9 protein-coding genes are annotated in these 15,021 nt (G+C 34.3%); 3 read left to right on the top strand and 6 right to left on the bottom strand.

Features of this window, described 5'->3' with window-relative positions; translation table 11 throughout:
* The 6 genes from ACHRWY_RS26395 to ACHRWY_RS26370 all read right to left on the bottom strand — a co-directional run.
* Positions 1 to 372 (bottom strand): 6-phosphogluconolactonase (locus ACHRWY_RS26395; protein ID WP_395358804.1); only part of this gene is annotated, 372 nt, incomplete at its 3' end.
* Between the two features lie 117 nt (positions 373 to 489).
* Positions 490 to 2,070: a RagB/SusD family nutrient uptake outer membrane protein gene (locus tag ACHRWY_RS26390; RefSeq protein WP_395358802.1), complete on the bottom strand. Its 1,581-nt coding sequence runs from the start codon at positions 2,068 to 2,070 to the stop codon at positions 490 to 492.
* A gap of 10 nt (positions 2,071 to 2,080) precedes the next feature.
* Positions 2,081 to 5,116, bottom strand: coding sequence for a SusC/RagA family TonB-linked outer membrane protein (locus ACHRWY_RS26385; protein WP_395358800.1), 3,036 nt, complete (start codon positions 5,114 to 5,116; stop codon positions 2,081 to 2,083).
* Positions 5,117 to 5,475: 359 nt separating this feature from the next.
* Positions 5,476 to 6,501 carry a glycosyl hydrolase family 18 protein gene (locus ACHRWY_RS26380; RefSeq protein ID WP_395358798.1) on the bottom strand — a complete coding sequence of 342 codons (1,026 nt, stop codon included), beginning with the start codon at positions 6,499 to 6,501 and terminating at the stop codon, positions 5,476 to 5,478.
* Between the two features lie 90 nt (positions 6,502 to 6,591).
* Positions 6,592 to 8,118 carry a SusD/RagB family nutrient-binding outer membrane lipoprotein gene (locus tag ACHRWY_RS26375; protein ID WP_395358796.1) on the bottom strand — a complete coding sequence of 509 codons (1,527 nt, stop codon included), beginning with the start codon at positions 8,116 to 8,118 and terminating at the stop codon, positions 6,592 to 6,594.
* A gap of 11 nt (positions 8,119 to 8,129) precedes the next feature.
* On the bottom strand, positions 8,130 to 11,318 hold the full coding sequence (locus ACHRWY_RS26370) for a SusC/RagA family TonB-linked outer membrane protein (RefSeq protein WP_395358794.1): 3,189 nt from the start codon (positions 11,316 to 11,318) through the stop codon (positions 8,130 to 8,132).
* 270 nt (positions 11,319 to 11,588) lie between these two features.
* On the opposite strand from ACHRWY_RS26370, the gene ACHRWY_RS26365 reads away from it, so the two are divergent.
* From ACHRWY_RS26365 to ACHRWY_RS26355, 3 genes are all read left to right on the top strand, one after another.
* On the top strand, positions 11,589 to 12,641 hold the full coding sequence (locus tag ACHRWY_RS26365) for a sensor histidine kinase (protein ID WP_395358792.1): 1,053 nt from the start codon (positions 11,589 to 11,591) through the stop codon (positions 12,639 to 12,641).
* Positions 12,631 to 13,332 (top strand): LytR/AlgR family response regulator transcription factor, encoded by a 702-nt coding sequence (locus ACHRWY_RS26360; protein ID WP_395358790.1) that lies wholly within the window; start codon positions 12,631 to 12,633, stop codon positions 13,330 to 13,332. Before ACHRWY_RS26365 ends, ACHRWY_RS26360 begins: the two co-directional genes overlap by 11 nt.
* A gap of 176 nt (positions 13,333 to 13,508) precedes the next feature.
* Positions 13,509 to 14,978: an MFS transporter gene (locus tag ACHRWY_RS26355; RefSeq protein WP_395358788.1), complete on the top strand. Its 1,470-nt coding sequence runs from the start codon at positions 13,509 to 13,511 to the stop codon at positions 14,976 to 14,978.
* Positions 14,979 to 15,021 lie beyond the last annotated feature (43 nt).

Raw genomic sequence — 15,021 nt, 5'->3', positions numbered from 1 at the left:
GATGTCAATGTGGTTAAAAAGATGCTGATGCATGAAATAATGATAGCTCTGGTTGTTCTCTTTTGTCATTGGATAATATTCATCCAGGTTGAAAGTGATCACATTGCTAAAACTTAGTCCTTCTTCTCTGTGCATTCTCACTAATTCTTCATAGACTTTTATAGGAGAAGAACCTGTGGCTAAACCTAATACACAAGACTTGTTTTTTTCTTGTTTAGATCTAATTAATTGCGCGATTTCATGCGCCACAATTATAGAAGCTTCTGCTGAATTTCTGAAGATTTCATTGTGGATTTTCTCAAATCTGGTTTCTTCAAATTTTCCCGCACTTTTATAGCTGATATCAGGTTTTATTTCTAAAGCACTTTTCATTTCTTTTTCTTTTTTTGCTATTTACAATTTTGGTTTTTGAAATGGTATAAGCAACTCGCATTGCTTATACCATTTACTAACCAAACTTAAATTCTTATAGTTCTTTGATATTTTATTCTAGAAATTTGGAGCAGTAGTATCCCACCAAAGTCTTGTTCCTCCAGTATCCGGACCACCTAATTTAGCTAGTCCTGTTTCATAACCTCCTTTATTACCTGTTTTTTCTGCCTGAACAAAATTGATTCTTCTCACACCCAAATCAGAAGAAATGGTACCTCCGCTATAATTTTTAAGTACAGGAAAAAGTTTAGGATATCCTGTTCTTCTATAGTCAGACCATGCTTCCTGGCCTTCAGGGAAACCAGCAATCCATTTTTGAGTGATGATTTTTTGTAATTTTACCTCATTAGTTGCTGCAGCATCCCAAGCAACGGTTACATTATTTACAGCAGCTGAGTTATTTTCCGGAAAATTAGGATCTACATAAGGTACCGCTGTTTTAACATTATCACCAAAATAGGCAGAAGCACCTGAAACCCCTCTTTGATCAAATGATGTTGAAATTCCAAGTTCATATAATGATTTTGCATCTCCACCCATATTCCATCCTCTTAAAGCACCTTCTGCTCTTAAGAAATAAGCCTCTGAAGTAGTCATTAAAACAACTTCTTTTGATCTTATAACTGAACCAACTCCAGAGAAATCCTGGTGATCTGCTTTTGCTGCAATCGCTATACCTGTACGAACACCTTTATATTGTCCAGGAAATTGAACTGAAGTATCAAAATAAACAGGCATCCTAGGATCCTGATATCCTTTTAAGATCGATTCCATATCTGCTGACATACGAATATCTAACCATCCACCACTAATTGTTGCAATAGGATTTGTATAAACAGTAGAAACAATTTTAAATAAATCAGAATTTGTAGTCATAACGCCAAATTTATGTGCAACCGCTTTTTCTGCCTGTACTTTGGCAACTGCAGGACTAACTTTTACAATACGCATTGCTAATCTTAATCGCAATGTATTGGCAAATTTTACCCAGGCTTTATAATCACCTTTATAACCTGATTCATCTGTTGAAGCAAAAACACTAGCTTCTCCTGCATCTACTCTTTTTGTTAATTCAGTTATCGCAACATCTAATTCATTAAACATTTGTGTATAAACTTCTTCTTGGGAATCATAAGCAATAGTAGTATCTAAAGTCCCGAATTTTGAATAAATAATTGGACCAAAAATATCGGTAAGCCTATGCATTCCTTCTACTTTTAGAATCAGAGACAAAGCATAAAACTGATCGTATTTACCTTTACTTTTATTTGCAATATCATTAGCATTATACATGATGGTCTTGTATGCGGTTTCCCAACAAACGCCATTCCAGTTATCAACTAATGAGTAAGTAGTGTTGTTTAATCCTCCTGCAAAAGGAGTAGGACTAGCCATATAACCAGACCATACATCACTATTAAGTCCTTGTTGCAATTGATATAAATCAGGCGGGTTTAAAATCTGGATATTATTAAACATTGGAGAAAATCCTCCTTTTATATGATTAAAATCCTGTTCAAAATCAACTGGAGTAATACCATTTTTATTGGTATTTATATCCTCAAAATTATCTGTACAACCAACTATTATAAGCAAAGAAACGCAAACAGTTGTTTTTATTATTTTATTTAGTTTCATTTTTTTAATTTTAGAAAGTTACATTTAAATTAAGACCTATACTTCTCGTAGAAGGCAAACCATAAATATCAACACCTTGTAAACCCTGGCCTGTACTTAAAGCAACGTTTGGATCAAAAGGAGCGTCTTTATAAATAAAGAATAAGTTTCTAGCTATTAATGAAATGCTTGCTGTTTGAAAAACAGGAAGTTTTTTAGGATTAAAAGTATATCCGACAGAAACCTCTCTAACACTTACATTTGTTGCATCATAAATATACTGTCCGCTAATCCCTGCTCTACCACCAACTTGTTTATAGTAAGACTCAGCATCCATTTTAGTAACAGCAACACCGTCACTTGCTCTTACAGCATTTATATTAACACCACCAGCATTTCTGGCATCCCCTGATGCTTTTGAAACTCCAAAACTATCATTCTGTGCTTCTGTTAAGCTCATTACATCACCTCCAAAACGACCATCTATTAATATATTGGCAAAGAAAGATCCCAATTTGAATGAGTTAGAAAGGCTTAACATAAAGTCAGGATTAGAATTACCAACTTCGACAAAATCAGTTTTTTGAAATGTTCCATCATCATTTAGTAAAGCTCTGCCTTGTGCATCTTTTTTGAAATTAATTCCTTCAATAACTCCAAACGGTCTTCCTTCGATTAAAGCATATCTGTAACTATTTACTCCCGGATTTGTCAGGTTAATTCTACCTCCTAGTTCTTCAGGGATTTCTTTTACTTTATTTTTATTTTGAGAAAAATTTACAGCTGCATCCCAGGAGAATTTATCTCCTCTGATAATCCCTGCATTCAAAACAACTTCTATACCTTTATTTTCTATACTTCCGGCATTAATACCATAAAAATCAACACCCTGAACATTTCCAACTGGTGCTACGACTTGTAAATACTGATTCTTAGTTTCTGAATGGTAGTAAGAAACCTCAAATCCTAGCCTATTATTAAACATTCTCCATTCTGTTCCTAATTCATATTCTGATTTTAATTCAGGCTTTAAACTAGTGCCTGTTTTTGGAGCAACTATTGGATTGTATTTTGTTCCGCTTCCTTGTGGATAATAATTTGTAGGAGTTGTAATAAAAGGAGCAACATCGTTACCAGCTTGAGCATAAGCCACGCGCACTTTACCATAGTTAATAAATTCAGGTAAAGCAGCCATCTCGCTAATTAAGGCAGTCAAACCAACTGATGGATAAAAATACCCTCCCTCTTCTGTGTTTACCAATGTTGACGACCAGTCTTTTCTACCTGTAAGATCCAGATACAACATATCTTTATAACCAAAAGTAGTAGCAGCAAAGATTGATTGAATTTCTTTGTTAGAATCAATTGTTTGGTAATTTTCGGCATTGTTATTAAAATTATGCAGTGTAAACCAGTTTGCATATTTTAATCCTCCTCCAACTCCAGAGTCTAAAATTGTTTTTTGATTTATCATTGTATTTCTGACACTCGTACCAATATTAGCATTAAATGAAAAATCTGATCCAATTTTAGTATTTATTGTAGCAATTAAATCTGCATATCGTTGTGTACTTAAAGCATCTTCATGATAATATCTACCGTTGATATGAGATAAAGCACCTTGAGTTGTAGCATAAATAAATTTATCATATCCGCTTGATATTCTATTGTAGTTATATCTTGTAGCAATACTTAACCAATTAGTTGCTTTATAAGTCAAAGATAATGCCCCATTAAAAAAGTCATTTGTATCTTCTGATTTATTTCTATTGATTCCCCAATATGGGTTTTGCATAATATCTCTGTTGGTCATCCAATTTTGAGCCATTAAATTTCTTGATGGATCAAATACTTCGTAGTTGTCTTTATAATAATTAAAGTCATTTCCTCTTGGCATTAGATAAACCCCCGTAAGTGGATTAAAATAAAGACCATTAACCGGTTTATTTGCAATTGACTGTGAAGTATAGTTTGCATTGGCAGCAAAAGTCAGTTTATCACCAAAAAACTTAGCTGTCTGACGAATTCCAAAGTTATTTTTCTTTAAAGTATTTCCTGGTACAATTCCTGAAGATGATGTATTAGCATAAGAAAATGTTGTAGACGAATTTTCATTAGCCGTCGAATATCCTATCGAAGAAATTTGAGTAACTCCTGTATTAAAGAAATCTTTAACATAATCATTTGTTTTTTGTTTCGCTCCCCAACTTTCATCCGCACCTTTAGCAGCAATGTAATCTGATTGAAATTTAGGCATATAAGCAGCAGTTTCAAAAGTAGTTACTGAGGAAGCGGTAATATTTGCCTTTCCATTTTTAGCTTTTTTAGAAGAAAGTAAAATTACTCCATTTGCTCCTTGAGATCCGTATAATACAGAAGCCGCTGCACCTTTTAGTACAGTCATTCCTTCGTAATCATCAGGATTAATCAATGAAACAACATCTCCTCCATCACGGTTACCTCCTGATAAGCTTCCAAATGTATCATTTGGCTGACCTGAACCGGAATTCAGCATCGGAATACCATCAATAACATATAAAGGCTGGCTATTAACAACCGAAGAGTTTCCACGAATAACAACTTTTGTAGATCCACCAGTACCCCCAGAACTCTTTGTTACGGCAACACCTGCAATTTTACCTGCAATTGTGTTTATAACGTTAGCATCTTTTACACGGGTTAACTCTTCTCCTTTAAGTTCCTGAGCAGAATAAGTTAAAGATTTTCTGGTTTTCTTGATTCCTAATGAAGTAACCACTACTTCATTTAATGCATTTGATGCTGCTTGTTGCATTTTAACATTAATTGTAGCAGCGTCGCCTACAACTATTGTTTGTGTTTCAAGACCTACGTAAGTAAAAACTAAAGTTTGTCCTTTTTGTGCTTCAATTGAGTACAAACCGTCAAAATCGGTAGTAGCACCTTTTTGACCTCCTTGCACTGCAACAGATGCCCCTGGCAATGGCATCCCATCAGAATCTGTAATCACACCTTTGACATTTTTTACTTGTGCAAGCGAAACCTGCGCTGTAAAAACAATCATAAAGATTAAGAAAATTTTTTTCATGTTAATTTATTTTGTTAGTTATGGTGTAAATTTATTCTTAAGGGATTGTTAAAAAAAATAATTTATACAAACGACTTTAAATTTTAAACAAACGACATAAAACAATCAATAATCTGTTTCGCGAAAACGTTTTCAAATCAATTTTATATAGCATTTTGCACATTTAACGGCATTTTACTTAGTACATATGCTAATTCATTTAAAAAAACACAATTTCAATAAAAACCTAATAATCTGCCTTTTACGATTATTTTTTCAAATAAACAGATCATAATCCGTTGTTCTTACAAAAAAGAGTAGTCTTAATCTTATTTATTTTTCGGTTTATCAATTTCAATTAAAATTATACCCTTACAATTTTAATTTCCACATAATCCGGTAGTTTTGACTTTTAAGCCCGTATACTTTTTATGAATTACTTCTAATAAAGAATATTCACCAAACGAGTCCTGTGCTATTTCCCAAATCATTATTCCTCCCGTATTTTGAGAAGCATACACTACTTTTTGGGCAATCGTTTGTCTTCCGTTATAATATATTTTTCCTATTTCATCCTGATCGGCAAATGGAGTTCCTGCTTCTACAATTTGTCCAAAAGTGGAACTGGTCACTGTTGGATAGGTAAAATTATAACCATAAAAGGGTACACCAAGAGTAATCTTGTCACTGGGTACATTTTGAAGTTTATGCCAAAATTCGATTCCTTCTTTAGCATTACTCATAGAACTGTGCTGACCTGGATTATTTGGAGTCCACGGCCCTGTACTATCATAAGACATTATATTTATAAAATCGAAAGCATTTAGTGCTGCCGAATTTATATTTTCGAATCGGGAATTATTTGGTAAAGCGGCAGTTAATATTTTTTTATGTTCTGTAATACTTTTTTTTAATTCAATAACAAAGCCACTATAGCCTGAGGTAACCGCATCCCATTCAAGATCTACATCTACTCCGTCTAAATGATGTAATGCGACAAAATTTAGAATACTTTGAATCAAAGCCGGTCTGTTTTCGGGTTTATCAATCAGAAAAGACCAATTTGCTGCCTGCTCCGGTGATAAAACACCACCTGCAAGAGAAATACTAATGACAATATCAGGATTGACAGATTTGGCATATTTAATAAGTGCATCAATATCTCCGCTAAAGATCAGATTACCAAATTTATCCGGATTTGCAAATGCAATATTGAGATGTGTTAATTTACAAAACTGAATGGAGTTCATTTTACTGAAATTATCCGAAGATAAATATCCTACCACCCTGGCTGTTTTATTTTTTGAATTTTCAGTATTACTTTCTTTTTCAACAGAACAACTGTAGGCTGAAAAAAGGGAACTTATAAAAAAAAGGATGCCTAATAAGGCTTTATTTTTTATCATAATTTTAAATTTAAACTTGTTGTTTTTAATCTTTAATTAGAATGAAAATAACACCTTATCAGGCATAACTTTATTTGGGACTATTTTTTTTTAGTTTTTATCCCACCAAACTTTGTTTAACCAGTCGTTTTTACCGCCCATTCTAGATAAGGCTTCTAAATAGTTGGTTTCATTTTTCTGCATTTCATCATTTGGATAATATAAACGTGTTGGTGTAACTCCTCCGGTTTCAGAATCCGGATTTGTAATTGGAACTAATTTAGGAAAACCTGTTCTTCTCCAGTTTGAATATGCTTCTATACTATTAAAAATATAAGTGATCCAAAGTTCTGTTGCGATTTGCTCTTTTTCCTGTCCTGCCACTAATGGTTTAGCATTTAGATAAGTATTGATAGCTGCCTGACCTGCAGGTGCCGCGCCATAAATCTCTAGTTGTTTTATTCCTGCTTCAACTCCTTTTTTATAATAATCTGCCGCAGAACCGGGAACCCAGCCCCTAAATGCTGCTTCAGCCAGTAATAATTGCGCTTCTGAATAACTTACATGTAAAAATGGGGTTGTTTTTTGTTTAAAATAAGATTGAATTCCTGAAGTTGAACTTGCCCCCATCGGAACTTCCCATTGAAAAAGCCCCGGTTTAACGCCTTCATACAATGACTCACCAGGTTGTATTGCCCCGCCATAGACAAGACCACTGGTTGTTTTAGGAGTTGCATACATCGTTAACCTTGGATCTCCATTGTCTTTTAAATAGTTTATGACTAATGTGCTAAAGTGATCTCCATTTTCATTACCCACAAGCGCATAAGCCAAACCATTACCTCTAAAATCAATAGCAGCAGGATCATCATTAAACGTAGCATCTAAATGTTTCATGATACAGTTGTCAAGATTACTTTCAAAAACACCGTTCTGCAAGGCTGCTTTAACTTGTTTTTCAGCTTCAGCCGGTTTTACCTCCGAAATTCTCATTCCTAAACGTAATCGCAAGGTGTTTGCCAGTTTTTTCCATTTTGTAATGTCTCCATTATAAAACAAATCTCCTTTTACTGTTCCGCCACTGCCTGAATTTAATTGTGTATAAGCATCATCTAAATCTTTAAAAAATGAAGTATAAATATCTTCCTGTTTATCATATTTAGGTGTTACAATTCCTTTAGAGAAACCTAATCCGGCTTCAGAATAGGGTATATCACCGTAAATATCAGTGATACGCTGCGCTACCATAACTCTCATAATTTTCGCAACCGCATTCATATTTTTAGCCGCAGGATCAGTACTTGTTTTTTCGAGAATGTCTACTACATTTTTTAACTCATTTGAGTAACCATTTCTCCAAAGTGCCGTTGCATATCCGTCATCTTTCTTGAATTTGCTGCCAAACTCCGTTACGTTCCATGCTCCGGCATAATGCTGTACAAAGCCTCCTGAATAAATCAGATTGGTTCTCCACTGGTAAAATCCGTCACCTGACATACACAACTGAGTAAACGTAAGTTGTCCTGCCGGATTTGCTGTCAACGCCACCGGATCTTTTTCCAGTTCGTCAAAATTTTCGGTACAGCCTACTACGGTAAACAATGCTAGTATGGCTATTATTATTTGTTTAAATTTCATAATTTCTTTTTTTAGAATGCAACTTTAATATTAAAACCATACGATCTTCTAAATGGTAATGAACCATATTCGAATCCTTGCCCGTTTCCGGAAGTATACATCGACTCCGGATCAACATTAGGAAGATCTTTATTAAAAGTCAATAGATTTCTGGCAAATGCCGAAACATAAATTGAATTTATTTTTGCGCCGCCAAAAACACTTTTGGGTATTGTATACCCTAAACTAACCTCTCTTAATTTTACGTAAGAAGCATCATAAATAAATGGTGCCGGTGAGTTATTGAATACCGTATTCCAATAATCCTGAGGATTAACAGGAGTTGTATTTTTTACATAAACCGGATTAGCAGTTGTTCCGGTATTTACAACACCTTCTGCGATGTAACCCGCTGTAGGTACCCAGGTAGCCTGGCTAAAATTAGGATCGTTGGCAACAGCCTGAGCCCTTGCATGGTTATAAGCATCTCTGCCTTCTGTGGTCACATCTAAAAGTCCTTTTGTTGCAGCAACTGAATTGGTCATAGAATAGACATCCATACCAAATTTCATATCAATTAAAAACTGAAGTGTAATACCTTTATAAGTAAATCTGTTTGTTAAACCTGCAGCCCAATCCGGAAGTCCTTTTCCTAATGCTACTTTTTCATCTGTAAACAAAGGCAGACCATTTGCAGCGACTACCTTTTCTCCTGCTTCATTTCTTAAGAAATCCCTGCCCATAATAGTTCCGTACTGACCGCCTACCTGTGCTACAATAGCGGCTCCGGCCCAACGTGCTTCAGAGATCGTATAAGTACTGATATCCGGATGCAATGAAATTATTGAGTTTTTGTTTTTTGAAAAGTTTAAATCAATTCCCCATTCAAAATTTTTGTTTTTGATAGGCGAACCGGATAAAAACACCTCAATACCTTCGTTTCTCAGTTCTCCTGCATTTACTGAAATATACTCGTATCCCGATGTTGCAGATGAAGGTAAATCAAGGGTCTGATCCGATGTGTCTTCGCGATAAACTGTAATATCTGCTTTTAATCTGTTTTTAAAGAAAGCTGTTTCAAAACCAAATTCTAATCCTGTTTTTGACTGGTAGGTCAAATTAGGGTTTGGTGCAGCACTATTTTTGATATTAACAACACTCTGACCATTATAAGAAGCAAAAGTGGTATAATTCAATGAATTTTTATAAGCTCCCGGCGCATTGGAAACTCGTGCCAGCGAGGCTCTGAATTTACCATAAGAAAATGCATCGCTTTGTAAACCAAATGCATCCGAAAATACAAAACCTAACGATGCTGCAGGATAAAAAGCATCTTTGTTGATCACACTAAACCAGTCATTTCTTCCTGTAAACTCTGCATATAAATAGCCTTTATAGTCGAACTTTGCAGAACCGTAAACTGAATTTGTTCTTGTTTTTGTTTCAATTGGAGCATTTTCTGTCTGATTTACAAAATTACTGATGTATTCTGTTCCCGGTTCAATAATTTTAGTCCCAAATCTTGAGTTTTGTTCTCTTCTAAAGTCTCTTCTGCTTGCTCCCAGAATTCCTGAAAAAGTAAAATCTGTTGCTAATTTTATTTCACTAAAAGTCGCTATTAAATCTGTGTTCATTTCTGACACGTTTATATTGTTTAAGCCCAGATATCCTTCATCTCTGCCTGGCCATGTACTTCCGGCTGCCATGAAATCTTTTGCACTAAAAGCATACGTATCTATACCTGTTCTAAAAGTTAAGGCTACCCATTTTTCTAATTGATAAGTTCCGGCAACATTTCCAATAAAACGATTTTTCTTAGATGAGTTATGATTGTCATTAACTACGAAATAAGGGTTTAGCTGATAAACATTATTATTCCACGGATAAATGGCACCGGTATCTGCATTTTTATAATTTTTTAACCACGCCTGATCTATATTTGGCGCTAAATTGCTTAATGAATATCCTATGTTATTTGGAGAATCTCCCAGTCCCGGTCTGTTGTTTGTAGTTTCTGCAATATAATTTACATTAGCATCCAAAGTAAATTTATCCGATTTTAAAGTCGCGTTTAAGCTGGCATCATTTCTTTCAAGACCTGTATTAGGAATTACATCATCATTTTTCAGGTTATTAAAACCAAAACGTACAAAAGCATTTTCTGCTCCTCCCGATACAGCTACTCCATTTGTAGTCGTAAATCCTGTTCTGAAAAAATCCTGAATATTATTTTCGACTCTGGCATAGGGTTTCGTTGATCCGTCAAATATCTTTATTTGTTGCCCTACCGTTTCAGAAAACTTAGGCCCCCAGGCATTTGTAGTATTGCTATAAATTTCTGTAGGTGATTTTGAAGGATCCGGTAACAAACCGTTTGATCCGGTTCCGTACTCCGTTTGAAAATCTTTGTATTTAGCATTCACACGATCAAAACTCACGCCGCTGGTTAATTCGACCTGAAGTTTTCCTTTGCTTCCTTTTTTAGTTGTAATTAAAATCACCCCATTTAATGCTCTTGAACCATATAGGGCTGCTGCTGCTGCTCCTTTTAGCACTGTTAAGCTTTCGATGTTATTGGGATTGATCCCGGAAATTCCGTCTCCGTTATCGCGTCCGTCAAACCATTTGCTTGTTGCAGCATTATCATTAGACAAACCACCGTTATCAATAGGAATACCATCTACAATATATAGCGGCTGGTTACTCTCGCCAATACTTGAAATACCTCTAATAACAACCCTTGTACTTCCTGCAACTCCTGTAGCTGGTATCGAAACATCTACTCCGGCCACTCTACCGGAAAGTGCAGTAGTAACATTGGTTGTGATTACTTTGTTTAACTGATCTCCTTTAACATCCTGAACCGCATAACCCAGTTCTTTCTTTTGTCTCTTAATCCCTAATGCCGTAACAACAACTTCATTCAGATTTTGAGCATCTTCTGTCAGCACAACATTTATAGTTGGCGAAGATCCCACAGTTACCGCTTTAGTTTTAATTCCGATATACGAAAAAACAAGTACATCCCCTGTCGATGCTTGTATCGTATAAATTCCGTCATAATCAGATTGAGTTGCAGTCTTTCCGCCTTGAATAATAACAGTTACTCCTGGCAACGGCAATCCGTTTTGATCGCTTACTAAACCTTTGACTGTTTTTACCTGGGCAAGCGAGACTTGCGCCGTAAAAACAATCATAAAGATTAACATAATTTGTTTCATTTTTATCATGGTTTTGTTGGTTAAGCGGTAAATTTATTGTTAAAATTAACATAAATAAAACTATTTATACAAACAACACAAAACCTTAAACGAACGACATAAAACATTCAATAATACGTTTTACGAAAACGATATACACCTTAAAAAATATAAAAATTATCTTTTTTTGTAAAATTTTATGCAAAAGAATTGTGTTTTAACAACTAATTGTTTAAAGTTGCACAATATTTAAAACCAACCCAAAACCCCCTTAAAACCCCTAAATTTAAGTTGAACGAAATTCAAAAATTAAAATTTGACATCAGGCTTCAAAATCATATTTGGTTCTGGGGAAGTTATTTTACCCTTAACTTTTTAAGATGGGGAGCGTACTTTAATGATTATCCGTATTCCTTTAAATCGAACTTAATTGAGTTCTCCTTACACATCCCTTTGGTCTATTTTAATCTTTTTGTGTTGGTACCCCGTTATGTGCTTAAGCAAAAATACATCACGTATACCATTTCGTTAATAATCAGTCTTTTTTGCATCTATTTGCTAAAAACTGCACTTACCTATTATATTATATCCGAGAACATTTGGCCGGAAGCCAATAGAGAATATCATCCTTTCGATATCAATCATATTGTAGCAGTCTGTATTGGTGAATTGTATGTTCTGGCCATGGCATCATCAGTTTATCTTACCTTAACCTGGCTGAGAGAACGGGAAAGAAACAGATCGCTAAGAGAAAACCAGTTCAAAATCAAATTAAAGTATCTTGAAAATCAAATCCAGCCCCATTTCTTTTTCAATACTTTAAACAATTTATATGCGTTGTCATTAGAATCTTCAGATAAGGTTCCGGATGTTATTATAAAACTGTCGAATTTGATGGAATATGTTTTATATGATGTAAAAGGAACCAAATTTGTTCCCTTAATAAAAGAAATTGATTACATTCAAAATTATATCGAAATTGAAAAATTACGCTTTGACAATGTAGAAGTTACGATCAATTTAGAATCAAATATAGAAGACATTGTTGTACCTCCGCTAATATTCATTTCTTTGGTTGAAAATGCTTTTAAACATGGTGGTTTAAACAATAATAACCTAAAAATTAAAATCAATTGTAAAGTTATTGACAATAAAATGTTAGACTTTGAAATCTTAAATAATTTTGTAATTTCACAAAATCTTAATGCAAAAGGCGGAATTGGTTTAGTCAATACCAAAAAAAGATTAAAATTAATTTACAAAAATAATTTCAGTCTAAAAGACACAACTAAATTAAATTACTATATAATCCGTTTGCAAATACCTATTGATAATGAAAATTAAATGCGTGTTGATTGACGATGAGCCATTAGCGATCAAAGTCCTGCAAAATTATTTTAACAATTTTTCAGACTTTGAAGTCATTGGCACATTCAATAATTCCTTAGAAGCACTTGATTTTATAAACAGTATAACAGTCGACGCCGTATTCTTAGACATCAATATGCCTATGATGACGGGCTTTGAGTTAATTAGCTTAATTGAGAACAAAACCAAAGTTATTATTACAACTGCTTTTAGGGAGTTTGCAGCAGAAAGCTATGATCTTGATGTTTTGGATTATCTGGTAAAACCTATCCCGTTACCCCGTTTTATAAAATGTATTAATAAAATCACTACCGAATACAATTTAAAAAACAATATTAAGGTTGAAACCACAAAAGGAGACTCTCATATTTTTATCAAAGTAGATAAAAAAATGATGAAAATTAATATTGAAGAAATATTATTTGTCGAAGGAATGAAAGAATATATTAAGGTTGTTACTCCTGACAAAACCTATATTACCCATAAATCGTTAACCTCATTATCTGAAGAGTTACCCGCAGACCGATTCCTGCGAATCCATAAATCGTATGTAATCGCACTGAATAAGGTAAAATCTATTGAAGGAAACCGTATTCAGATACAATCCTACACCATTCCTATTGGCCGAAATTACAGTAAAGACGTCAAAAATAAAATTCTGGAATAAAATCTTATCTGTAATTACATTTTATAAGTCGGTAAAAATTAACACTTTGTTGAAAAAATGACGTCGTTTGTCGAAATTTAACATTATTTGTGCCTTTTTATTTTTTTTTGATACGCTTAACAAATATATTTACGGTCTTCAAAAAACAATATAATAAAAAATTAACCTCTTAAATTATGAGTTCAGAAAATGTTCAAACCAAATGGGGACAGTTTATCTCGTTGATAATTGTTTTCTTCTTTTGGGGTTTTGTTGGTTCTGCCAATGACATCCTGATTCCAGTATTCAAAAAAGTATTTACTTTATCTCAGGTACAATCACAATTAGTTGCATGGGCATTTTACGCCGCGTACTTCGTAGGATCTGTGATTTTCTTTTTAGTATCCTTAAAAGTAGATGTTTTACAAAAATTCGGATATAAAAAAACCCTTTCTGCCGGTTTACTTCTTTCAGCAGTTGGATCATTCTTATTTATTCCTGCTGCAACAATGGAAAGCTTTCCATTTTTCTTAACAGCTTTATTTACTGTAGGTTTAGGATTTTCGATCCAGCAAATTGTAGCAAACCCACTGGCCATTAAAATGGGAAGCCCTGCAACAGGCGCTCACCGTCTGACTTTAGCCGGAGGTATCAACTCTTTCGGAACAACAATTGGAGCTATTTTATTAGGAATTGCTTTGTTTGGAATGGGAGACAACAAAAACACATCACTTTCATTAGAAGATATCAAACTACCTTTCATCATCCTTGGACTTGCTTTTATCGTAGTTGCCATTTTCATGAACTTCTCTAAAATCGAAGATCCTGCAAAAGAAGAGGAAGAAGTAGTTAAAGTAGCACATGAAAAATTCAACATACTGGATTATCCACAGCTCTACTTAGGAATGTTAGGAATCTTCATCTATGTAGGAACCGAGGTTACCATTATTAGTAATTTACCCGCCTTATTACATACTGCTGAATTTGGAAATGTTCTGGAAGATGCTATTGCCCCATTTATTGCCCTTTATTGGGGAAGTTTAATGATTGGTCGCTGGAATGGTGGTGTAAACGTTTTTAACACTTCAAACTTAGTAAACACAGCATTAAAATTCATTGTACCGGCTGTAGCATTTGGAGTAATTATTGGAGCAAATATTTTTGCTGCACATGATGTTTCTGCATTTTATATCTACCCAATCTGGATCTTATTATTTATCGCTGTAAGTTTTGTAGGAGGTAAAAATGCCGGAAAAACTTTAATGCTTTTCGGAATATCAGGTTTACTAATGATGCTGGCAGGATTAGTTTGTCCAAGCCCGGAAATTGCTAAATTCTTCTTTATCTCAGGAGGTTTATTCTTATCTATCATGTGGCCATCTATCTTCGATTTAGCGATTGCAGGTTTAGGCAAAAATACAGGAAAAGCATCTTCATTCTTGATTATGATGATTCTTGGAGGAGGAGTTATTCCTTTAGTTCAGGGAAGTATTTGCGATATTGATATTACAAGCCCGGGAGGAATCTTTGGAATCACATGGACGCACTTTTCTTATATCGTTCCTTTACTTGGTTTCGCATATTTAGGATTTTATGGTTTCTATTGTCCTAAAATCTTAAAAAGACAAGGTATCAATCACGTTGAAGGTGGTGGCGGAGGTCACTAATCACCAATAATAATTCATAAAAACTCCCGTTTTACAAGATAAA

It is taken from the genome of Flavobacterium sp. FlaQc-48 (genome assembly GCF_044007335.1).
GTDB lineage: Bacteria > Bacteroidota > Bacteroidia > Flavobacteriales > Flavobacteriaceae > Flavobacterium.
Note: the sequence above shows the minus strand (reverse complement) of the source record. Positions and strands in the feature narration are given on the sequence as shown.

What these genes read in the sequence shown, in the direction of transcription:
- ACHRWY_RS26385 (WP_395358800.1), bottom strand. Translation starts at nt 5,116, where the DNA reads ATGAAAAAAATTTTCTTAATCTTTATGATTGTTTTTACAGCGCAGGTT.
- ACHRWY_RS26370 (WP_395358794.1), bottom strand. Translation starts at nt 11,318, where the DNA reads ATGAAACAAATTATGTTAATCTTTATGATTGTTTTTACGGCGCAAGTC.
- ACHRWY_RS26355 (WP_395358788.1), top strand. Translation starts at nt 13,509, where the DNA reads ATGAGTTCAGAAAATGTTCAAACCAAATGGGGACAGTTTATCTCGTTG.
- ACHRWY_RS26360 (WP_395358790.1), top strand. Translation starts at nt 12,631, where the DNA reads ATGAAAATTAAATGCGTGTTGATTGACGATGAGCCATTAGCGATCAAA.
- ACHRWY_RS26375 (WP_395358796.1), bottom strand. Translation starts at nt 8,118, where the DNA reads ATGAAATTTAAACAAATAATAATAGCCATACTAGCATTGTTTACCGTA.
- ACHRWY_RS26390 (WP_395358802.1), bottom strand. Translation starts at nt 2,070, where the DNA reads ATGAAACTAAATAAAATAATAAAAACAACTGTTTGCGTTTCTTTGCTT.
- ACHRWY_RS26380 (WP_395358798.1), bottom strand. Translation starts at nt 6,501, where the DNA reads ATGATAAAAAATAAAGCCTTATTAGGCATCCTTTTTTTTATAAGTTCC.